This window comes from Paenactinomyces guangxiensis (genome assembly GCF_016055185.1).
Taxonomy (GTDB): domain Bacteria; phylum Bacillota; class Bacilli; order Thermoactinomycetales; family Thermoactinomycetaceae; genus Paenactinomyces; species Paenactinomyces guangxiensis.
In genome coordinates, this window is sequence record NZ_JAECVR010000025.1 from 19,698 (window position 1) to 42,130 (window position 22,433).

24 protein-coding genes are annotated in these 22,433 nt (G+C 45.8%); 23 read left to right on the plus strand and 1 reads right to left on the minus strand.

Translation table 11 applies throughout. From position 1 onward, the window contains the following. Positions 1 to 134 precede the first annotated feature (134 nt). The 18 genes from I8U27_RS17735 (at position 135) to I8U27_RS17820 (ending at position 15,417) form a co-directional block, all read left to right on the plus strand. Positions 135 to 752 (plus strand): Maf family protein, encoded by a 618-nt coding sequence (locus I8U27_RS17735; protein WP_181754304.1) that lies wholly within the window; start codon positions 135 to 137, stop codon positions 750 to 752. 69 nt (positions 753 to 821) lie between these two features. Beyond that, a complete protein-coding gene (radC, locus tag I8U27_RS17740) occupies positions 822 to 1,529 on the plus strand; it encodes a RadC family protein (protein ID WP_181754306.1) in 708 nt (235 codons plus the stop codon). A gap of 64 nt (positions 1,530 to 1,593) precedes the next feature. Then, a complete protein-coding gene (locus I8U27_RS17745) occupies positions 1,594 to 2,637 on the plus strand; it encodes a rod shape-determining protein (protein WP_181754308.1) in 1,044 nt (347 codons plus the stop codon). Between the two features lie 13 nt (positions 2,638 to 2,650). Continuing rightward, entirely contained in the window at positions 2,651 to 3,526 is an 876-nt protein-coding gene (gene mreC / locus I8U27_RS17750) for a rod shape-determining protein MreC (RefSeq protein ID WP_181754310.1), read from the plus strand. Beyond that, positions 3,523 to 4,050 carry a rod shape-determining protein MreD gene (gene mreD, locus I8U27_RS17755; protein WP_181754312.1) on the plus strand — a complete coding sequence of 176 codons (528 nt, stop codon included), beginning with the start codon at positions 3,523 to 3,525 and terminating at the stop codon, positions 4,048 to 4,050. The genes mreC and mreD overlap by 4 nt, the downstream gene beginning before the upstream one ends. 83 nt (positions 4,051 to 4,133) lie before the next feature. Beyond that, complete coding sequence (locus tag I8U27_RS17760) at positions 4,134 to 4,811, plus strand: septum site-determining protein MinC (protein WP_181754314.1); 678 nt, start codon at positions 4,134 to 4,136, stop codon at positions 4,809 to 4,811. Between the two features lie 36 nt (positions 4,812 to 4,847). Next, a complete protein-coding gene (gene minD / locus I8U27_RS17765; protein ID WP_181754316.1) occupies positions 4,848 to 5,642 on the plus strand; it encodes a septum site-determining protein MinD in 795 nt (264 codons plus the stop codon). A gap of 242 nt (positions 5,643 to 5,884) precedes the next feature. Beyond that, the gene (locus tag I8U27_RS17770; protein ID WP_181754318.1) at positions 5,885 to 6,670 is read left to right on the plus strand and encodes a M23 family metallopeptidase; all 786 of its coding nucleotides are present in this window, start codon (positions 5,885 to 5,887) and stop codon (positions 6,668 to 6,670) included. Next, positions 6,663 to 7,532 carry a M50 family metallopeptidase gene (locus I8U27_RS17775; RefSeq protein WP_181754320.1) on the plus strand — a complete coding sequence of 290 codons (870 nt, stop codon included), beginning with the start codon at positions 6,663 to 6,665 and terminating at the stop codon, positions 7,530 to 7,532. The genes I8U27_RS17770 and I8U27_RS17775 overlap by 8 nt, the downstream gene beginning before the upstream one ends. A gap of 138 nt (positions 7,533 to 7,670) precedes the next feature. Next, positions 7,671 to 7,982, plus strand: a complete 312-nt coding sequence (gene rplU / locus I8U27_RS17780; RefSeq protein ID WP_181754323.1) for a 50S ribosomal protein L21 — start codon at positions 7,671 to 7,673, stop codon at positions 7,980 to 7,982. Next, positions 7,982 to 8,314, plus strand: a complete 333-nt coding sequence (locus I8U27_RS17785) for a ribosomal-processing cysteine protease Prp (RefSeq protein WP_181754324.1) — start codon at positions 7,982 to 7,984, stop codon at positions 8,312 to 8,314. Before rplU ends, I8U27_RS17785 begins: the two co-directional genes overlap by 1 nt. A gap of 44 nt (positions 8,315 to 8,358) precedes the next feature. Beyond that, positions 8,359 to 8,670, plus strand: coding sequence for a 50S ribosomal protein L27 (rpmA, locus tag I8U27_RS17790; RefSeq protein ID WP_181754326.1), 312 nt, complete (start codon positions 8,359 to 8,361; stop codon positions 8,668 to 8,670). 104 nt (positions 8,671 to 8,774) lie between these two features. Next, positions 8,775 to 9,506 carry a Spo0B domain-containing protein gene (locus I8U27_RS17795; protein ID WP_181754328.1) on the plus strand — a complete coding sequence of 244 codons (732 nt, stop codon included), beginning with the start codon at positions 8,775 to 8,777 and terminating at the stop codon, positions 9,504 to 9,506. Between the two features lie 26 nt (positions 9,507 to 9,532). Then, the gene (obgE, locus tag I8U27_RS17800) at positions 9,533 to 10,837 is read left to right on the plus strand and encodes a GTPase ObgE (protein WP_181754330.1); all 1,305 of its coding nucleotides are present in this window, start codon (positions 9,533 to 9,535) and stop codon (positions 10,835 to 10,837) included. 193 nt (positions 10,838 to 11,030) lie between these two features. Then, positions 11,031 to 11,645 carry a PH domain-containing protein gene (locus I8U27_RS17805; protein ID WP_181754332.1) on the plus strand — a complete coding sequence of 205 codons (615 nt, stop codon included), beginning with the start codon at positions 11,031 to 11,033 and terminating at the stop codon, positions 11,643 to 11,645. A gap of 463 nt (positions 11,646 to 12,108) precedes the next feature. Further along, a complete protein-coding gene (locus I8U27_RS17810; protein ID WP_181754334.1) occupies positions 12,109 to 12,984 on the plus strand; it encodes a GNAT family N-acetyltransferase in 876 nt (291 codons plus the stop codon). A gap of 175 nt (positions 12,985 to 13,159) precedes the next feature. Continuing rightward, entirely contained in the window at positions 13,160 to 14,479 is a 1,320-nt protein-coding gene (locus I8U27_RS17815; RefSeq protein ID WP_198065900.1) for an ATP-binding protein, read from the plus strand. Positions 14,480 to 14,490: 11 nt separating this feature from the next. Further along, positions 14,491 to 15,417, plus strand: a complete 927-nt coding sequence (locus I8U27_RS17820; protein ID WP_181754337.1) for a tetratricopeptide repeat protein — start codon at positions 14,491 to 14,493, stop codon at positions 15,415 to 15,417. A gap of 54 nt (positions 15,418 to 15,471) precedes the next feature. Here I8U27_RS17820 and I8U27_RS17825 read toward each other — a convergent pair whose 3' ends face one another. After that, on the minus strand, positions 15,472 to 15,942 hold the full coding sequence (locus tag I8U27_RS17825) for a low molecular weight protein-tyrosine-phosphatase (protein WP_309506179.1): 471 nt from the start codon (positions 15,940 to 15,942) through the stop codon (positions 15,472 to 15,474). A gap of 186 nt (positions 15,943 to 16,128) precedes the next feature. Between I8U27_RS17825 and I8U27_RS17830 the strand changes: the two genes are divergently transcribed. From I8U27_RS17830 to I8U27_RS17850, 5 genes are all read left to right on the plus strand, one after another. Continuing rightward, positions 16,129 to 18,318: a DNA topoisomerase III gene (locus tag I8U27_RS17830; protein WP_181754342.1), complete on the plus strand. Its 2,190-nt coding sequence runs from the start codon at positions 16,129 to 16,131 to the stop codon at positions 18,316 to 18,318. Between the two features lie 1,156 nt (positions 18,319 to 19,474). Next, positions 19,475 to 19,648 carry a hypothetical protein gene (locus tag I8U27_RS17835; protein ID WP_181754344.1) on the plus strand — a complete coding sequence of 58 codons (174 nt, stop codon included), beginning with the start codon at positions 19,475 to 19,477 and terminating at the stop codon, positions 19,646 to 19,648. Between the two features lie 37 nt (positions 19,649 to 19,685). Next, positions 19,686 to 20,483 carry a glutamate 5-kinase gene (gene proB, locus I8U27_RS17840; protein WP_181754346.1) on the plus strand — a complete coding sequence of 266 codons (798 nt, stop codon included), beginning with the start codon at positions 19,686 to 19,688 and terminating at the stop codon, positions 20,481 to 20,483. A gap of 1 nt (position 20,484) precedes the next feature. Beyond that, a complete protein-coding gene (locus tag I8U27_RS17845; protein WP_181754348.1) occupies positions 20,485 to 21,777 on the plus strand; it encodes a glutamate-5-semialdehyde dehydrogenase in 1,293 nt (430 codons plus the stop codon). 137 nt (positions 21,778 to 21,914) lie between these two features. Next, positions 21,915 to 22,355 carry an ACT domain-containing protein gene (locus tag I8U27_RS17850; protein ID WP_181754350.1) on the plus strand — a complete coding sequence of 147 codons (441 nt, stop codon included), beginning with the start codon at positions 21,915 to 21,917 and terminating at the stop codon, positions 22,353 to 22,355. Positions 22,356 to 22,433 lie beyond the last annotated feature (78 nt).

A 22,433-nucleotide genomic window follows, 5' to 3' on the forward strand; every position in this document is an offset into this window, starting at 1 on the left:
TGCACCTTCACATTGGTTGTAGGTGCATTTTCCTTAACGGAAAAGAGGAACGATCCACATTCAATTCCACGATTTGGTTATACTAACGCTCGATTCTCCAACTTTGCTTCTACTCACAGGAAGGTGGAATAAATATGCAACCGGAATTAGTGCTGGCTTCCGGTTCTCCTCGCAGACAGGAATTGCTATCCCAGCTCGGATTATCTTTTAGAATTCAAACAAGCCAGGCAGATGAAACAGTGGAGCAAAATCTGTCACCAGCCACGTTTGTTGAACAACTGGCATTAAAAAAAGCAAAAGCTGTTGCCCGAAGTTGTCAATCGGCTTTAGTGATTGGTGCAGATACAGTCGTAGTGCTCGATGATGAAATTCTCGGCAAGCCCGGGGATCAGACCGTTGTGAAACGGATGCTCACCCGGCTGCAGGGGAGAGAGCATCAGGTCTATACAGGAATTGCTCTTGTTCAGGTGCATGATGAAAAAGTAGTACGAGAACTGACGGACCATAAACGGACAACGGTGTGGATGCGAAGGCTCACTCCTGAGAAGATTGAGTGGTATGCAGGTACAGGTGAACCTTTGGACAAAGCGGGTGCTTATGGAATTCAAGGTTTTGGAGCCTGCTTTGTCGAAAAAATTGAAGGTTGCTATTTCAATGTGGTGGGTTTGTCCATTTCACTGTTGGATGAAATGATGGAAAAGATAGGCTTTTCTCTGGTTGAAGATTTTCGATCCGGAACAAAGGTTTTGTAACTTCTCTGCCGATCACAACTGGTTCAACCTCTTCCGGGTGAAGAAGGGATAAAGAGGCGGAGGAGAAAAATGAAAGAGCCGGTTTATAAATATGTTTTACTGAAAGATGTTCCCGAAGAAGAGCGCCCACGTGAACGAATGCTTCGCTTTGGGGCGGAACATTTATCCAATGCAGAACTGATTGCCCTCTTGTTGCGCACAGGAAGCACGGGAGAATCTGTGCTGCATTTGGCTCAACGTTTGCTGGGGGAACTGGGTGGGTTAAAGGGGCTGACTTCTGCTTCCTGGCAGGAGCTTACACAAATTCGCGGCATCGGTCCGGCGAAAGCGGTCCAACTGTTGGCCGGTGTTGAACTGGGGAGGCGAATTTCCAGAGCGGTTCCCGCGGACCGGCTGGCGATTCGCTCTCCAGATGATGCTGTCCAGTTTGTGATGGACGAACTGCGGTATGAGCAGCAGGAACACTTCATTTGCCTGTTTTTAAACACAAAATACAGGGTAATTGACAAAAAGTGCATCTTTAAAGGTAGCTTAAACGTTTCTGTCGTCCATCCCCGCGAAGTGTTCCATGAAGCGATTCGACGCAGTTCTGCGGCTATTATTTGTGTACATAACCATCCCAGCGGTGACCCAACTCCCAGCCGGGAAGATCTGGAGGTAACTGAACGCCTGATTGAGGCCGGCCATATTATGGGCATAGACCTGGTTGATCATCTGATCATCGGAGATCAGACTTATTACAGTATGAAAGAAAAGGGATTGATACCTGAAAATTAACGGAGTGCGGAAAAGGAGTCTATTCTTAGAATAGTCAGCTTAAGCGGAGGGAGTTTTTTTTACCATGTTTGGTGGCTTCACGCGAGATATGGGGATCGATTTGGGAACAGCAAATACACTGGTATTTGTTAAAGATCAAGGAATTGTGATACGTGAACCTTCCGTTGTGGCTATGGATACCAACACTGATGAAATTAAAGCAGTTGGCAATATGGCCAAACAAATGCTTGGCCGGACACCGGGCAACATTGTTGCAATCCGGCCGATGAAGGACGGGGTTATCGCTGATTACAATGCAACAGCCGTGATGATTGAGTATTTTATTAAACAGGCAACGGAGCGGAAAATCTACCTCCCACGCAAGCCAAATGTCATGGTATGTATTCCTTCCGGAGTTACGCCTGTGGAACAGAGAGCGGTGGAAGAAGCCACTCTGCGTGCCGGAGCCAAAGAAGCATATACGATTGAGGAACCGTTTGCCGCCGCGATCGGTGCAGGTCTGCCTGTATGGGAACCGACGGGAAGCATGGTGGTTGATATCGGCGGAGGAACAACAGAAGTCGCGGTAATCTCTTTGGGAGGAATTGTTACCAGCAGATCGCTGCGGGTTGCCGGAGATAAAATGGATGACGCCATCATTCAATATATCAAACGAAAGTATAATTTGATGATCGGAGAACGGACGGCTGAAACGCTCAAACTGGAAATCGGTTCTGCCCTTCCGGCAGATGAGGAGAAATGGAAGGAGATTAAAGGCAGAGATCTGGTTACGGGCCTCCCGAAAAATCTTAAAATCACTTCCCAAGAGATTGCCGAAGCTTTGGAAGAAACCGTAGATGCGATCATCGAATCAGTCAAACAAACGCTTGAACAAACTCCACCCGAGCTGGCTGCGGACATTCTTGACCGGGGAATTGTCCTGACCGGCGGGGGAGCTCTCCTGAGAAAGCTGGACGAACGACTGAATCAAGAAACACATATGCCGGTCGTCATCGCCGAAAACGCCCTTGACTGTGTAGCAATTGGAACAGGAGCCGCACTGGAGCATATTGATTTATTCACACCGAAGACAAGCTCTCCTTTCCGCTTTAGAAAGAGACGCTTTTAGCGGGGGATAGATAATGTTTGGTCGCTTTTTTATCCACCGACGTCTGATTTTGCTTTTGTTGTCGATAATCTTGGTGATTTTTTCAGTGAGTATGACCCGGGGTGACCGCGGAGAGATGATGTGGCCGGAAAGCTGGATTAAAAATGGAGTCACTTGGATCCAGGGCCTTTTTTACCAGCCTGTCTATGCATTGGTTTCCTCGTTTACCCCTGAAAAAAAGAGTCAGCCCGAAGATTCTTCACAGCAACTGTTACAATTGCAAGCACAAGTGATGAAACTGCAGCAGGAAAATCAGGAACTTAAAAAGCTGATCGGTTACCAGAAAGAAAATAAAGTTACCTATATTCCTGCACGGGTCGTATACCGCAGCCCGGATCGCTGGAACAATCGCGTGGTTATTAACCGTGGCTCCGACGATGGAGTGTTATCCAAAATGCCGATTATTACCTCACAGGGGTTAATCGGCAGGGTACAGTCCGTAACCGGACATATGGCAGATATTCAGCTGTTGACCGATTCGGGGAACGGTCCCGGAATTGCCGCAGTGATTAAGGAACAAAACAAAGAGACGCTGGGCATTATTGAAGGATATGATGCAGAGAAAAAGCGCTTGATTATGAAGAAAATTCCTGCCTCGGCCAAACCCCAAAAGGGGCAGCTGGTCGTTACATCCCGGCTGTCTGAGATCTATACCGGGGATCTCCTGATCGGAACAGTGGATCGTGTGGAAGCCGGTGAATTTGGTGTAGATCAAATGGTTTATGTCAAACCGTCGGCTACCTTTGAGCGCCTTGATTTTGTCATGGTGGTTAGAGATCCGGCCAAATTGCAATTAAAACAGCATCAACAACAGGATGCAAAGACTGGATCAGGAGGGAAAAGGCGATGATGAAAAGGTTTTTCGCCGGGTTTCTCTTCTTTCTTTTTGTCATGGAAGGCTCTGTCTTTCAGTTGCTGCTTCCCCAGGCCTGGGGAAGCTCCTTTGTGATCATTCCTCAATTGGTTGTGAGCGGAATTGTGGTTCTTTCCCTTTATCTCAAAGAGCAGCAAGCCGTGTTATTCGGTGTAGGATTCGGCTTTTTACATGATATCGTTTACGGACCGGCACTGGGGATTTTCGCCTTTTCCACCGGGTTAACCGCCTGGGGAACCGTTCACATTTCAAGGCTTTTTCCACCCTATCCATGGATCGCGGGCCTGATTGCTATATTGGCCCAATTGTCCCATCTTTTACTCATCTATGGATGGTATCGTTTATTTGATTTTACACAAATGCCATTTTTCCCTTCTTTATTTGCCCATATTCTTCCTTCCGTTTTTTTTAATATCGTTTGGGGTTTTCCCATCTATCAATTTATGAGCTGGATTTATAACAAAAATAAGCGGAACACAATCCAGTTGTTTGGATCTTGAGTGAAAGCGGGGAACTGCCCTGCCAGCAGAAGGAAAATCAAGGGAGAAAGCGAAATCATTAGTTGAGGCGGGGTGACGCAAATATGGGAAAAGTACTGAAACAGGGCGTAACGATTAAAGGAACTAAAGATGGCCTTCTTTTCTTTCTCGATGATTCGCGCCCCTTTTCTGCAGTGTTAAAAGAATTGAAATATAAATTGGAACAGAACAATGCTTCACATATCTGGGATGGCCCTGAGATGAAAGTAAAGATTAAACTGGGCCAAAGGCAGATTAGTAAACCGGAGGAAATAGCTGTTCGTGAATTGTTTTCAATCAGGAAAAACCTGATCATTCATGAATTTGAGTCAGAGGGGATGCCATATCTGCTCGACCGTGAGTCCGGGATTGAAATGTTGTCCGGAACCGTCCGCTCAGGGCAGGTCCTCACACATACCGGGGACATTTTGCTGCTGGGGGATGTTAACCCCGGAGGTACAATACAAAGCACAGGCAGTATTTATGTGATGGGGGCTATACGCGGGTTGGCCCATGCAGGAAGCAAAGGAGATGAAACCGCCATCATCGCGGCCTCCATCCTTCGCCCGACCCAACTTCGCATCGCGGATGTGATCTCCCGCCCCCCGGACCAGTGGGATGAGTCTGAAGTTAACATGCGTTTTGCCTATTTAGTCAATAATCAAATCGCTGTTGAAAAAATGCATCACCTGAGTCGCATTCGTCCCGATCAGGAATGGAAAGAAAACAACAAGCGGCCGTAGTTATGCAAAACAGCCGGAGAGGGGAGGGAAGAAATAGTGGGGGAGAGTATTGTGATCGCATCGGGAAAAGGCGGGGTCGGCAAATCGACTACTTCTGCCAACATCGGTACTGCCCTGGCCTTAAGCGGAAAAAAAGTATGTATGATTGATACAGATATCGGACTCCGCAATCTCGATGTACTTATGGGATTGGAGAACCGCATTATTTATGATATTGTCGATGTGATTGAAAATAATTGCACTGTAAAACAAGCTTTGATCAAAGACAAACGGTCTGATGAACTTTATCTGTTACCGGCGGCCCAGACCAAGGACAAAACCTCGATTACCAGCAATCAGTTACGCCGGCTGATTGCTGAGCTGAAAGAAGAGTTTGATTATATCCTTATCGACAGCCCCGCCGGAATCGAAATGGGCTTTCAAAATGCCGTCGCCGGAGCAGATCAGGCCATCGTTGTCACCACGTCGGAAAATACCGCGATTCGCGATGCAGACCGGGTAATCGGACTTTTGGAAAAGGATGTTTCTATTCCGCCCAAGCTCATTGTTAACCGATTCCGCAAGCAAATGGTCCGCGATGGCGGAATGATGGATGTGGAAGAAGTGGTTCAAGTATTAGCGATTGATCTCCTGGGGGTCGTCCCTGATGATGAGCGGGTCATTCGTGCCGGTAATCAGGGCGAGCCAGTGGTTTTCGACGGCCACAGTCCGGCTGGAAAAGCATACCGCAATATTGCCCGGCGCATTCAGGGGGAAATGGTTCCCCTGCTGACTCTTGAAGAAGAGAAAAGCATGGTATCCAAAATGAAAAGATGGTTGGGATTTGCTTAATTCTTTATACATAAATATGCGGACGATGAAAGAAACCTGGTATCCAATGTCGGGTACCGGGTTTCTTTTTTACATTGGCAAAAGTGGTGATATCTCCTGTATATTCAGTGCCCTGTCTGCTTTTGCGAGCGGCCAAAAGCCTTGCTTTAGCTTAAGGGATCGGAGATGGTCAAATCTGCATAACTGTTTGCGTCAAGTCATATGTTTGTTATAAAGGCTTGGACAAAGACAGGTGGTCAAACATGAACAATGAATGGAACCAAAATATTAAGAAACGAAGGGAACAGCAAGTTCGTTTGCTTAAACAGGGGGTCATCCCAACTGTAAACCATTCTTTTCGCCCATGGGGAAAGGAATGGGAGCCGTCAAAGGAACAGGCCGGCGAGGCCGCCCCCTGGAACCAAACGGTTCAGAAAGATTCGGCAAAGCGAAAAAGAGAGAAGCGCATGATGTTTCAGTTGATCATCTCAGCGGTTTTGTTGGTGTTTACCTTTCTGATACTTCAATCCAGCTCCCCCTCAGTAAAACCGGCGGAACAATTTGTGACTGAAGTGATGACCCGTGATTTTAACTTTGCAGGATTATCCGACTGGTACAAGCAATATGTAGGCAAAACACCGGGAGTGTTGCCGGCTTTTTTTGCAGAAAATGAAGGGAACAGCCCCCTCCCTTCCTCCACGTGGAAAGTCCCTGTCAAAGGAGAAATTGTTCTTCCTTTTGACGAGCAAAGAAAGGGAGTTGTGATTCGCACTGCGCCCAGAGCAAAAGTGAAAGCTGCGACAGAAGGATGGGTCACTTTTGCCGGGTATAAAGAGGGGCTTGGAAATACCGTTATCCTCCAACATGCAAACGGCAGAGAAACCTGGTATGGCCGATTGGAGAATCTGAAAGTCAGGGAAAAAGATTGGGTCAAAAGTGGTCAACTGATCGGAGAAGCGGGGCAGACCAAGGGCCAGTCCCTTGTCTATATTGCCCTGAAAGAGGGTAAACAGTTTGTCAACCCGGCGAGTGTGATTCAATTTGAATAAATACCCCTGGCAAGGATTACGGGTAAACATTCATCCATTTTTTTGGGTCCTGGTCTGTTCAGCGGTTTGGACAGGCCATTTTATTGAAATTATAACTCTGTTTGTGTTAATCATTATCCATGAAATGGGCCATGTGACGGCTGCCTGGTCTTATGGTTGGCGGATTCATTCCATGGAATTATTGCCTTTTGGCGGGGTTGCGAAAATGGAGGAATCGGGAACCGTACCGGCGAGGGAGGAAATCGTCGTTGCCCTGGCCGGACCTTTTCATCATGTTTTTATGGTTTTGCTCAGCCTGCTGTTTGATCTGGCAGGATGGTGGTCCCGGGAATGGACGGAGTATTTTATTCAAGGTAATCTGATGCTGGCTTGTTTCAATCTTCTTCCCGTTTATCCGTTAGACGGGGGGAGGGTGCTACAAGCGGCACTCAGCTATTTTTTCCCATACCGGCAGTGTATTGCCTGGACATTATGGTTAAGTCTGCTTTTGTCCCTTTTTATGGCAGTCCTTTCTTTTTTGCTTCCCGGCAATGTTGTGATTCTCCCGCTTCTGCTGATTGCTCTGTTCTTATTCCTTTCCAATGCGATGGCTTTAAAACAGCGAAACTTTCAATTTCTCCGCTTCCTTATTCAGCGCCGGGATCAAGGGGTCTCTCATGAGGCGATGATCAAAAAGCTGACGGTTCAAGAAGATGAGCCCTTGCGGATGGTCGTGAGAAAATTGTATAAAGAGAAGTATCATGTACTGGAAGTCATCGACAAGCAGGGACAAGTGATTGATTTTTTACCTGAGGAAAAGGTGTTGCAGAGGTATTTTGATCTTCATGACCCGCGTTGTCTGATAAGGGAATTGATCAGTTAGTAATAAGTTCCTTTTGACAAGGTAAATTCTTTGTGCTAAGATGGTTCATGTTGATTGTCACCGCACACAGCCAGGATTTGTGAAACAGGCTCTCTGCCTTTCCTGTTGTGGCGAGTCTCTATTAGAGGAGGATAGCTCATGTACGCTTTAATTGAAACCGGTGGTAAACAATACCGCGTGGAGAAAGATAGTGTTCTTTTCATTGAAAAGTTGAATGCCCAAGAAGGTGACACTGTTACTTTCGACAAAGTCTTGCTCGTGGATACAGACGGTGAAATAAAAATCGGTACGCCGCATGTTGAAGGTGCGAAAGTAACCGGTAAAGTGGTTAAACACGGAAAAGGAAAAAAGATCATCGTGTTTAAATATAAACCGAAAAAGAACTACAAACGGAAAAAAGGACATCGTCAGCCGTTCACTCAAGTCGTGATCGAAAACATCGAGGCATAATGATTCGGATTCAAGTTGAGCGAAATGAGCAAGCTGAAGTTGAACGGATATTGGTCACGGGACATGCCAACTATGCCGAACCCGGAAAAGACATTATCTGTGCCGCAGTTTCCGGCATATCCATCGGTATGGTTAATGCCATCGAAAAAATGTTTGGTGTGAAAGTGCATGCAGATGATGACGGTGAAGGCAAAGTAGACTGTCGCTTGCCCGAAAATCTGGATGACCCTGAAAAAGCCGCCAAGATTCGTTTGCTTATGGAAGCGATGGCCGTTTCGCTTAAAAGTATGGCTGATGAATATCCTTCTTATGTAAGAATGAAGGAAAGATGAAAAATACAGAACGAATACAATTAAATTGAAAAGAGGTGGATCTCATGCTTAAACTTAACCTTCAATGCTTCGCATCCAAAAAAGGAGTAGGTTCCACAAAAAACGGTCGTGACAGCATCTCTAAACGTCTCGGCGTCAAACGTGGCGACGGTCAAATGGTATTGGCCGGTAACATCCTGGTTCGCCAACGTGGAACCAAAATCTACCCTGGTTTGAATGTAGGTAAAGGCGGCGACGACACTCTGTTTGCAAAAGCTGACGGTGTGGTTCGCTTTGAACGTTTCGGTCGCGACAAAAAGCGTGTAAGCATTTACCCTGAAGCAGTTGCACAAGCTGCGGCAAGTGTTGACGCTTAATGTGGGGGAAAACAGGAACCCTGGCAAAATGCCAGGGTTTTTCTTTTCTATGAAAATACTGTAAAATAAAGGTCTGAAGCTACATAGAGATGGGAGCGGTAGCAGTGGGGCAGGGCTTAATCGAAATCGTCAAGCCGTTTAGTCCAACCATCATCATACTGATCGGTTGGCTGTTGCAGCCGTTTGGACCTGTTGGAGCCGGTTTTTTCTTTTTGGCTGCAATGATCACCCTGGGCGGAGGTATCTATTTTTCCCACAAAAAACAGACCGAGAAAGCTTTACTGAACGAAGCGGAACGGATCAAACAGATCTTAAGCCGACAGCGCCACGACTTTCTCAACCATATCCAGGTGCTGATGGGCTACCAGACAATGAAAAAATCAGAGCGGATCATTCCTTACCTACAAAAGTTAGTCAAAGAAGCCTTAAATGAACGAGCTGTCTGCGAACTTCATTATCCTCCGCTGACGGTAACCCTCTTAACACTGGCACACCGATACCGGCAATGGGAAATCCGGATTCAGGTAGAGAACCAGTTTCAATTACCCGGACAACGAGATGAGCAACATCTGCTCTGTATTCTTGAAGAAGTATTTCCGTGGCTGGAAAAGCAAGTTCAGGAACATGATGATTGGAATCAAGTGCAAATCGGCTTGTCACGAGAAGGACAACAGGCTATTTTAACCATTGAAATGTTTAGTGACGACGGTTCGTTAGTCACCTTTGATTTCCCGTCGCATGAGTGGGAGCAATTGCGGAATCATATTAGCAGATGGAAGGGTGAAAGCTTCCCGCTTCATGACCATAAGGGGATCAAGATTGTACAGAATTTGTGAATGGAACCTTAGGCAGGTGGAAACGTATGTTTGTAGATACAGTAAAAGTTTATGTAAAGGGTGGAGACGGGGGAAATGGGATGGTGGCTTTCCGCCGTGAAAAATATGTTCCCTATGGCGGACCGGCTGGTGGTGACGGCGGCCGGGGCGGAGATGTCGTTTTTGAGGTAGATGAAGGGTTGCGCACCCTGATGGACTTCCGGTACCAAAAGCACTTTAAAGCAGAGCGCGGCGAAAATGGACGCCCTAAATCGCAACACGGGGCGAATGCGGAGGACAAAGTGGTTAGAGTCCCGCCGGGAACCGTGGTCAGAGATGCGGATACCAGTGAACTGATCGCTGATCTTACGGAACAGGGGCAGCGGGCGGTTATTGTTCGCGGAGGTCGCGGGGGCCGGGGAAATATTCGTTTTGCTACCCCTGTCAACCCGGCTCCGGAAATTGCTGAAAATGGGGAACCGGGCCAGGAGCGCTGGGTAGAACTGGAACTGAAACTGTTGGCTGATGTCGGGCTGATCGGCTACCCCAGCGTTGGAAAGTCCACCCTGTTATCGGTTGTTTCAGCCGCCCGCCCGAAAATTGGCGCCTATCATTTTACAACGATTGTTCCCAACCTGGGTGTCGTTCAAGTTGAAGATGGGCGCAGTTTTGTAATGGCAGACCTGCCCGGACTGATTGAAGGGGCCCATCAGGGGGTCGGGTTGGGCCATCAGTTTTTGCGCCATGTAGAACGAACCAAAGTGCTCGTACACGTACTGGACATGGCCGGCTCCGAAGGCCGGGACCCTTATGAGGACTGGAAGCAGATCAATAAAGAGCTTAAGCTGTACCGTCAGGACCTTGAGCACCGCCCGCAAATTGTCGCCGCCAACAAAATGGATTTGCCCGATGCCGATGAATTCCTGGAAATGTTTAAAGAACAGGCGGGGCCGGATGTGCAGGTCTATCCCATCTCCGCGGCAACGAGACAGGGATTGAGAGAGCTTATGTTTGCCGTCGCAGATCTTCTCGATCAAGCCGAAAAAGAAGCGCCGATTGAACCTGTGGTCCAACAAGAGTTTACCGCCACCCGTAAAGTGTATAAAAGTGAAGAAGAAAAGCCGGATTTCACCATTCGCCGTGAAAACGAGGTCTATGTTGTAGAGGGAGAAAGGATCGAAAAACTGATCCAGATGACCAATTTCAATTACCATGACAGTGTCATGCGTTTTGCCCATACGATTAAGCAAATGGGTGTGGAAGATGCTTTGAGAGCCCGTGGGGCCAAAGAAGGGGACACCATTCGCATTGGTGAGATGGAGTTTGAATTAAGTGATGCGATAGATCTGTAGTTCATGCAAAAAAATGATAACTTTGACACCATTAAAGCGGGTATGATTTTGTATTCTGCTAACGTCTCACGACCTCTGGCTAAACTGAGGTCGTGATTTCTAATATACTATGTTATTATCAATAGAAATATAGTAAAAAATCTTCTCAATTTACATTGAAAGGATTTTTAAAACTATTGAAAGGATTGATCCAATGTTTGGAAAAGTAGCGTCTGATATACTGGGATTAAGCGATGTAGGAAGTGTGATTAAACCGGAAAATTACGACAAAGTAGATGCTGATGATTACGTAATGCATGAAGATGATGAGAAAATTTTCTTCTTGATCAAATCAAAATCAGATGAATATTGCTTTACGAACAAAGCCCTCATTCACCTTGACGGAACAAGTGCCGCAAGCAAAAAACGGACTCTTCGCCGCTATGATTACAGTACAAACAATATTTCAAATGTAACACTTGAAACAGCAGGCACAGTAGATTTAGATGTAGAAATTAAATTCACAATCGGATCTCTCACCTACTCCATTGATGTACATAAAAAACATATTGAAGAGGTGAAGGATCTATATAAAGCGCTCCTTAAAATTGCTGAGATTTCACATGATAACGGAGTTATATTTGGATATGCGAAGGAAAGCCTTCAATTGGCTTCAACAACATTAAGCAGTATGAGAAGCGCTGAAAGCAATCTGACAGCCCAGTTTAAAGAATTAAACGAAGCAGCTTTTTCCTGGCTTGTAAATGCTAAAAAGCAATATCTCATCAAGGACTTTGGTTTTGTTTTTGAACGTTATATCAACAACTGAGTGAAAAATAGAGTCGGTTACAAAGACAGAAAAAGATTTTCCCCTCATAATCATAATCGGATCCTTGCCCGACGTTGTTGACATTCTTTATTATCAACAACAATGCCGAACTGGATGGTTCGGTTTTTTTGTTTAATCACGGTAAGGAGGACAAAGTGAGAGAAGAAACCCGGCGATTATATCTCGACTATTTAGGCTTACCCATATAACCTCTCGGTTTGGGCTATTTTAATCAGTTGCTTAAATCACTTAACAAAAATATCTTACGAGATCTTTGGCAAATTTTATTACTCTGGGAAATTTACGCAGTAGAGGCTGTTTCATTCCATCAGCGAAGAATTTACTGGTTTATTGTAAGTGATGTTTTTTGAAAATACAATTTACAAACATGTGTTCTTTTATTAATATTTACCTAAGTTGCTCCTTGAATGGATGGTAGTTCACCGGGAAGGCGGAATGTGAGATGTCAGTTACAAAGGATACATATTGCAAGAACAGTTTCAATATTGAAAGGCTTACAAAACAGGATATTCAAGATGTGATTGGCCTTTCAGACCAATTGGGCTGGGATTATTCTGCAGAAGAGCTGGAGTTGATTTTGCAAACCGGCTACCTTTACGGGCATAAAAACGAAAACGGCAAGGTGATTTCTACTGCTGCCATTTTTCCTTATGGAACAACTTTAGCCTCTCTTGGCACTGTCATGGTAGACCCCGGCTGCAGAGGAATGGGGATTGGCACAGCGATAACAAAAAAATGTATAAATATGTTCCCGAATACCCCGGTGACGCTTGTGTCAACCGATCAGGGAAAACCGCTCTATCAAAAGCTGGGATTTAAAACAGTGGGAACATTATATAAATTGATCGCAAACAAATATCAAAATAGGCAATCTCCTGCGGACGACAGTTATATCATACATCCGATCAGGAAAGAGGACATTAAGGAAATACTGCGGCTTGACCGGCAGGCATTTGGTGCGGACAGAGCTGTCTTTTTAAAGCATAGGATCACTCAAGCCAGATTTAGTGCTGTACTTAAAAACCCAACGGGTGAGATGGTTGGTTTTGCTCTTGGCATTCAGAACCCGGAGATGCTCGTCATTGGACCTGTCATTGCCCCCGGCCCGTTAATGGCCGGATGGCTCATTCATGAGATTGCCGGAAAATATCAAGGTACCCTCCGAATTGATGTCCCCTCTGAACACCAGGCTTTATTGGATTCATTGTTTTGCAGCGGTTTTGAGACGGTAAATCAACCTCCGGTGATGTTGTTAAATGGAGACAGACTGCCATCAAGACACCTTCTGTTTGCCATTGCAGCTCAGGCATATGGTTAATTAGTAGCCTGTAAAAGGTGACAACAGAAAGAGGTTTCATTCCTGCTTTCTTTTAACAAAAAGTAATTTTGATATAGCATATAATATTTTGTTTATAAATATAAAAGTAATCATATTTATTCCTGTATTCATTCTTATTTAGCTATTTCTGCAGGAGGATATACTATGGAGTCTCATGATAAAAATATTGCAGCGGTCCTTGAAGCACTCAAAGTTTAGCCCGGATAATATCCCTCTTAAAAAATATCTGGGTCAGTTGCTGTTACAGTCAGGTAAAACCTCGGAATCAATCCAGTATTTTGAAGAGGTATTGAAGCATTTTGAGGATGACCTGGATTGCCGTCTCCAGCTTGCCCGTACTTATTATGATCTGGGAAAGTTTGAGCAAGTCAAACAGGTTCTGGAACAGGCAGACAAACATCAAGTGTCCGGAGAGATGTATCTGTTGCTTTCCAAAGCGTGTTTTTCACTGGAGGATTATGAACTTGCCGGTAAATACTATGAAGCGGCACTTGATTCAGACCCTTCTCTGGAAGACAAAGACTATCAAGAAGAATTATTTGGTCAAAACATTAAAGTAAAAGCCAAGTTAAGAGTGGTTGAATTTAAAGGGAGACAACAGCAGGATGATCTGTTTGAACAGCCGCAACTCACATTTCAGGATATTGGCGGTTTAGAAGAGTTAAAAGAAAATATTCGCATGAATATTATCTATCCGTTTCAGAATCCTGATTTATTCCGCTCTTACGGCAAAAAAGTAGGCGGGGGCCTTTTGCTTTACGGACCACCGGGGTGTGGGAAAACATTTATTGCCAGAGCAACAGCCGGAGAGTGCCATGCAAATTTTGTCAGTATCAATATCCACGATATCCTGGATATGTATATTGGACAAAGTGAAAAAAATTTGCATGAAATTTTTGAACGGGCAAGGGAAAAGACGCCGACCATTATCTTTATCGATGAATTGGATGCGATTGGTGGAAGCCGTCAACAGTCACAATCATCTTATACCCGCTCCCTGACCAATCAGCTGCTGAGCGAGTTGGACGGAATTCATTCCAATAATAACGAAATTTTGGTCTTGGGAGCGACCAATACACCATGGTTTGTCGATTCTGCCATGCGCCGGCCCGGACGATTTGATCGCGTGTTGTTTGTAGCTCCGCCTGATCTTGAAGCAAGGGTTGAGATCTTGCACATTCATCTGCGCGATAAGCCCGTTGAAAATATTGATTATGTCAAAGCGGCGAAGAAAATGGAAAAGTACTCGGGAGCCGATATTCAGGCAGTCTGTAACCTTGCCACAGACGAAGCGATTCAAGCAGCAATGAAAACAGGGAAGAGGCGAAACATTACCACAGAAGATTTATTGAAAGCGATCAAAAAGGTTAAGCCTTCCACTCTTGAATGGTTGGCTACCGCCAAAAACTATGCCACCTATAGTAATGAGTCCGGGATTTATGATGATATTCTGGCATATATTCAAAAACGTTAAAGGGGAATATTATGCTTGCAGCTGAACAAGGGCTTCAAGTGGAAGCCGAGATGATGAAAGCGGAACATGCCCTTGAAGTTCATCGATGTGATCTGGCTATACAAATCATGCAAAACCTGTTAAGGGTTTATCCCGAGCAGAACCAGGCTTTTGTCATGATGGCGAGAGCCTATGTGATGAAGAGGGAGAAACAGAAGGCCATTCAGGCACTGAAAGAGGCACTGCGTCTGGACCCGGAAGATGACTATGCAAATGCTCTGTATGGCCGCCTGTTAGGGGAAGAGAAGCAATGGGAAGAAGCAGAAAATGCTTTTCAAACTGCTTTATCTATCTATCCTTATCATGCGCTTACTCACTTGTGGTATGGATTTTTTTTACTGTCTCAACATAAAACAGATCAGGCTTATCATCATGCAGAAGTGGCACTGGAGCTTGATCCTGAAGAAGAAGAGGCACATATTCTGATGGCGAGAATATTGTCTGAAAAGGGTAAGCTTGAGCAAGAGGAAGAGTCGCTTTTACAAGCGTTACGTCTGGCGCCGGACAGCTATTTTACGCATTTTCACTATGGCCTGTTCTTGCTTACAAAAAAGAATGAACGCAAAAAAGCATTTGAATATCTTCGTGAAGCAATACGGATGAACCCTGAAGACCCGGAACTGAGGGAAGTTTTTCTAATTTCGCTAAAAGCAAAAAACAGGGTGTATGGCCTGTTTTGGTCGTATAGCCTATTTTTGCATCGGTTTGGGAAATGGAAATGGGGATTTATTATCGGGCTTTATATTATGTACAGAATTGTGTTATACATTGCCAGGAGTTCCCCGGATTGGGCCCCGTTTCTCATTCCCATCATTGTACTTTATATTGTTTTCTGCATTTTTTCATGGACCGCAGATCCTCTGTTTAACCTTTTCATCCGTCGCGGATGGATTAAATAGGAGTTTAGCCATAAACCTTGCGTCCAATCTTGTTCGCTGGACGCAAGGTTTTTTTTACAATCCGTGCTCCCGTTTAATCGTTTCCAGCAAACCCCTGCATCCCTCACTTACCAGGTGGTAGGTTTCCTCAAAATTACCGGTATACCAGGGATCGGGAACTTCCGTATATGTAGTTTCCGGAATAAAATCGACCAACCGGTATAGTTTTGCCTCGCGGCGGCCGGCCAGTTTGCGCAAGTTTGCGATATTGCTGTCATCCATGCCAATGATATATGTAAATGTTTCAAAGTCTGCCGGTTTGACTTGCCGGGCTTTTTGTCCGGCATAGGAGATCCCCGCTTCATCCAGCTTGGCACGTGTGCCGTGATGAGGGGGTTCGCCGGTATGCCAATCACCTGTTCCGGCTGAATCAACCATGATTTGTTCTTCCAGTCCTTCCTCCCGGACATAGTGGCGAAAAACTGCTTCTGCCATAGGGGAACGGCATATATTGCCCAGGCAGACAAAAAGTACAGAGATTTTCAATACATTCATCTCCCTATTGATTGTGTTACTATTAAGCAGTATTCATATTTTAACATAAAACGAACAAACCGTTTTCGGCCCGGCGGTGTATATGGCCTGTTTGGTTTCACAGGTTTTTTTGTTATAAAATGATGTTGGCATGAGGGATAAAAAATAGCAAGTGTTGTCTTATGAGAGGATGTTAAGATGAGCAAAACAGTGGTATTGGCGGAAAAGCCTTCCGTTGGCAGAGATATAGCCAGAGTGCTCGCTTGTCACAAACAGGGGAACGGATATTTTGAAGGAAACAAGTATATCGTAACATGGGCTTTTGGGCACCTGGTTACATTGGCTGATCCAGAAGCATATGGAGAAAAATACAAAACATGGCGCTTGGAAGATCTCCCTCTTCTTCCGGATCGTTTCAAATTGGTTGTGATCAAAAAAACAGGTAAACAGTTCCAACTGGTAAAGAAGCTTTTGCTAAGGCCGGATGTGAATCAGATCGTTATCGCGACTGACGCCGGACGTGAGGGAGAGCTGGTAGCCAGATGGATTATTGAGAAAGCACATGTGAAAAAGCCGGTGAAACGTCTTTGGATCTCATCTGTTACGGATAAAGCGATAAAAGAGGGGTTTCAACAATTAAGAGATGGAAAACAGTTTGAAAATCTCTACAGTTCTGCCGTGGCAAGGGCGGAAGCCGATTGGGTGGTAGGGATCAACGCAACACGGGCTTTAACATGCAAGCATAATGCCGCGCTTTCCTGTGGACGGGTGCAAACTCCTACATTGGCGATGATTGCTGCGCGGGAAACGGAAATTAAGAACTTTAAGCCGAGGACATTCTACGGAATTGAAGCGATCGCCGAGAACCAGCTTAATCTGGTATGGCAAGACAGTAAGACAAAGGATTGGAGAAGTTTCGCAAAAGAGAAATGTGATCAGATTCTTGCTAAAGTAAAAAATCAGGACGCGATCGTTACAGAAGTAAAGAAAGTAAAGAAAAAGAGCTTTGCACCTCCTCTCTATGATTTAACGGAACTGCAAAGAGAGACGAACAAACGTTTTGGTTTTTCCCCGAAGGAAACCTTGTCTGTTCTTCAAGGATTATATGAACATCATAAAGTGCTCACTTACCCGAGAACCGATTCCAGGTATCTGTCTACCGATATTGTGGATACCTTAAAGGAGCGGATTGAGGCTTGCCGGGTTGGGCCATATGCCATGTTAGCCGGTCAGGCCCGCAAACATCTGAAGCCGGGCAGACACTTTGTGGATAATAGCAAGGTTTCTGATCATCATGCAATTATTCCTACTGAAGAGCCTGTCCTTTTGGACAAGTTGAGTGCCAAAGAAAGAAAAATATATGATCTCGTTGTAAAAAGGTTTTTTGCTGTGATGTATCCGCCGTTTGAGTATGAGCAAACCACGATTCAGGCGAACATCGGCGGGGAGATGTTTCTTGCAAGGGGAAAAGTAATTCAGTCATATGGATGGAAACAAGTGTATGGTGATCATCCCGAAGAAGAAAAAGCAGAAGGAATCAAAGAACAAATCTTACCGCAGATCAAGGAAGGAGAGCGGTTGAAGATTCGCTCTCTGACTCAAACCAGCGGGGAGACACAGCCACCGGAACCATTTACTGAAGGAAGTTTGCTCGCGGCGATGGAAAATCCCGTCAAATATATGAGTGACGAACGAAAAGATTTGATTCAGACGATGGGGGAAACGGGCGGACTGGGTACGGTAGCGACTCGGGCGGATATTATTGAAAAGCTGTTTGACAGCTTCGTCATCGAGAAGAAAGGGAAGTATATTCACATTACATCCAAGGGGAAGCAATTGCTTGAGCTGGTTCCTGAAGAGTTAATATCACCTGCTTTGACTGGCGAATGGGAGCAAAAGCTGGGGGCGATTGCCAAGGGGAAGTTAGATAAGGATTCGTTCATTAAAGATATGAGAAATTATGCGAAAGCAGTGGTCCGGCAGATCAAAGAGACTGACAAAACGTTTAAGCATGATAATCTGTCAACGAGCAGATGTCCTGACTGTGGCAAACGGTTACTGGAAGTGAAGAGCAAGAAGGGGAAGATGCTCGTATGTCAGGACCGGGCTTGCGGTTATCGGAAGGGAATTGCCCGAGTGACCAATGCCCGATGCCCGGAATGCAGGAAAAAGCTGGAGTTGCGCGGAGAAGGGGAAGGCCGGATTTTTGTATGTGTTTGTGGGTACCGCGAGAAGTACAGTTCCTTTCAAGAGAGAAAAAATAAAGAAAAGAAGGGAAAGGTCTCGAGGAAAGAGATTGACAAATTTCTGAAACAGCAAAACCGGCAAGAGGAACAGGGGAATCCGGCTCTAAAAGAAGCGCTGGCCAAGCTGTTCCCGAAAGACTAAGCAGAGTCTTTTTCAGTAAAAGTGTGTGTCACAGGGGAGAAGACATCTCTGTCTCCTCCCAATTAGCGGGAATTTGAAACCAAAAACCATTCCTTAAAGCAGACTTTCTAATTATTACTAGTTTTGATGTATGGCATCATCGTTTGCGGAGTATAGATATTTACGGAACAGCGGTTCGATGGTTGTACCTGATCCGAATACATTTGTCCTGTTTTTATTAGAAACCAGGAATCCAGAGAATGGCCAGAAGCAGAGGAATTGGCGTATGCTTTACTTCGTAACGAACCCCATCGGGCAAGTGCAGAGTTAGCATTTCATGTTTTGGAAATTATGCATGGATTCCATAAGGCAGCAAAGGATGGAATCCATTATGACCAGCACTTGCTCATCCCCAGCTTCATACTGCCAGTTGGTATTTGCGCAGAAAATATCCATCAACTTCTTTGGAATAAATCAACTTCCGGGTAGAAAAGAGGAGGTTTTGTCCATACTTGTTGTGTATGGGATGATGGTTTTCCTTCCTGATTGTTTTTTCTGGTGTGGCGGAGGATTACAAATTCCGGATTTGCGGGAAAAGATATTAAAGAAAGTTATATTCCTTCCGCACTTGACAAGACGTAGTCTCTCTTGTATAAATGTTTTTAACATACTTGCTCAAGAAGCCTCCCATTTCTACAAGCGGTGAGATGAATTGCGCTTTGTTCGGTATCTCCTTCCGGGGATACTTAGAAACAAACTTTTTTCCTGAAAGAAGGAAAAAGCAAGACGTGTCGAAATTCATCATACGAACATGTGTACCTTGATCGCTGAATCAAATGGGGCTGTAGTGAGGATCAGCAGTCACCACGTAAAATGATTCCTGCAAGATCCAAATAGGACCTATTTGCGACTCATAGAGTACAACGTATCTTCGGATCGCTAATGCGGGAAGCAGTAGATGGTCCGGACTGCCCCATACACTTCCGTGTATGTTGCTTACTTAGAAATCCGGAGTACTTTCCGATTCATTAGATCGAGGCAAACCTTTCTATGCGTGAGAGCTTCTTGATTCTGATGGTTAGAAACCTCCACCTCTAAGGTGGGGGAGGTTCATCTGTGAATATACTTGCGTTAAGGAAGTGAGTAAGTCTGTGGAAGCGCCAAGAGAGCGGGGGTCGTGGCTGGAAGCCCCTGCCGGGGAAGCAGACTGAACCCGCCTTCCTGGCAGTCCGTGAAAAGCGGGCCGGGAACCGACCGTTACTCGGATTGGAGTGGGCATCATCAGGTGTGGCCGGGTGATGTCAACGAAGGTGGTACCGCGAAAGAAAATCCTTTCGTCCTTCAGGGATGAGAGGATTTTTTAATTTATTTGACGGGAGGGGATGAAGATGGAACAGGAACGGATTGTCGTCAAAGTGGGGTCCAGTAGTTTAACCGATGACCAGGGTTGTTTGGCTGTGGAAAAAGTGGTTAGATTGGTGCGAATGATTGCCGGATTACAACAAAAAGGTTATCAGGTGATTTTGGTTTCATCCGGGGGGATTGCGGCGGGCCTGGGCAAATTGGGCTGGGATCGCACCACAATTTCTATGCCGGAGAAGCAGGCCGCGGCAGCGGTGGGGCAAGGGCTGTTAATTCAGTTATATGAGCGTTTGTTTGCTGCGCACGGGCTGGTGATTGGACAACTGCTGTTAACCCGTGCCGATATCCAGACTGCCAATCGTTTGGCCCATATCCGCAACACCATGGAAACATTGCTCGTCCATTCAATCGTGCCGGTCATCAATGAGAATGATACGGTTGCAGTCGAAGAAATCCGGTTTGGTGACAATGATACACTCAGCAGCCTGGTGGCTGTGACAGCCAGTGCACAATTATTAGTATTGCTTACTGATATTGACGGGATGTATACGTCAGATCCCCGTCAGGATAAGCAGGCCAAACGGATCCACGATATTTGGAAAATTACTGATGAGTTGGAACAGATGGCCGGAGCCAATGGTACGCCAGCAGGAACAGGCGGGATGCGCTCCAAATTGGCGGCCGCCAAAATCGCTATGGACGCAGGGATTGATGTGGTTGTCGCTTCAAGTTTTGAACCGGATGTGCTGGAGCGGGTGGTGGCCGGAGAGGCGATAGGCACCCGATTTCACGGACAACAATCTTTGATGAAGGAGGCCAGATAGGATGATGGACTTGACCGGGTTAAAGGAAGAGGTGCTGCAACAAGCCAGGCTTGCCCACATTGCATCGAAGCAGTTGGGGGTTACATCGGCGGAGAAGAAAAATCAAGCATTGCTGGCCATGGCTGAACAACTGTGGGAGCGAAGGGAAGGGATTTTTGCCGCCAATGATCTCGATGTGGCAGAAGCGCGTGAGGCGGGGCAATCTGAAAGCCGGATCGACCGGCTTCTCTTGCATGAAAAACGGCTGGAGGATATGATACAGGGTTTGCGTCAATTGATGGCTTTACCTGATCCGGTCGGGGAAGTGACTGAATCTTTTACAAGGGCAGATGGGTTGCGGATCGAACAGGTGCGTGTTCCGATTGGCGTGATAGCCATGGTTTATGAATCTCGGCCCAATGTAACGGTGGATGCGGCGGGGTTGGCGTTGAAAGCAGGAAATGCCGTGATTTTGCGCGGCGGAAAAGAAGCTTTACGGACAAATCGTAAATTGGTGGACGCGATGCGTGAGGGATTGACGAAAAGCGGTCTTTCAGCGGAGGCCATCCAGTTTATTAACCGTACAGAACGTGACTCTGTGGATATCCTGATTCAGGCGCGCGGATTGGTTGATCTTGCGATACCGCGCGGGGGTGCCGGATTAATTCAACGCGTGGTACAACATGCGCAAGTGCCTGTGATTGAGACAGGGGTCGGCAACTGCCATGTGTTTGTGGATGAGAAGGCCAATCTTGAAATGGCGACAGAGGTTGTACTTAATGCCAAAACCCATCGCCCCTCTGTATGCAATGCGATGGAAACTCTCCTGGTGCATGAGAGGGTGGGACCGGCATGGATCCGTCAAATTGTGGCGCAACTGCAAGAACGGGGCGTTGAGATTCGGGGTTGTGATCAAACGCGGTTATGGTTGGAACAAGGGGGAATCGGCGGGAATCTTCCTATTTTGCCTGCGCGTGAAGAAGACTGGGAAGAAGAGTTTTTAGACCTTGTGCTTGCGATCAAAGTCGTGAAGACACTGGGTGAAGCGATTGAACATATTGACAAGTATGGGACGAAGCACTCTGAAGCCATTATTACCGACGATGTTCAAGCAGCGGAAACGTTTATGCGCCGCGTCGATGCGGCAGCGGTATATCATAATGCTTCAACCCGATTCACCGATGGGTTTGAATACGGATTTGGTGCCGAAATCGGTATCTCCACACAAAAACTCCATGCCCGGGGGCCGATGGGACTGAGAGAATTGACCAGTTACAAATATCTGGGGCGGGGGACGGGGCAAGTGCGGATCTGAAGAGAAAAGGGACTTTTTTCTGTACAGAAAAACCTGATGACTGAAAAAGTGAGAAAAAAGTATTGCGTGATAGCGCTTTCACGTTGTACAATGTCCGCAATAGTTTTACAACTGTACATATATGGAGGACATCCGGAATGGAAGATCCATTTGTATTAGTTCGTGCAGAAATGTTGCCCGAAGCGATTCAAAAGACCTTAGAAGCAAAAAAGCTTTTGGAAACAGGTGCTGTTGCAACTGTTCAAGAAGCTGTGGAACAAGTGGGAATTAGCCGCAGCTCTTTTTACAAGTACAAAGATAGTGTGTTTCCTTTTAATAAGATGGTGAAAGAAAAGATCGTTACTGTCTCGATGATCCTGGAACACCGGGCCGGGGTGCTGTCCAGTGTGCTGGGGTTTCTGGCGGCATCGGAAGCAAATGTGTTAACCATTCATCAGACGATTCCTTTACAAGGTGAGGCAAATGTATCAATGTCGGTTGATACAACCCAGATGAATAAAGATCTACATGATGTATTAGTAAATTTGCGAAATCTGAGAGGTGTCCGGCGGGCAGTGGTGGTAGGAAGCGGGGAATAGACGAGTGAACGACTATTGATCATTTAGCCTGCCTATGAATGGAAAGAGAGGGAATCTTCATTTGTAAATGTATTTGAT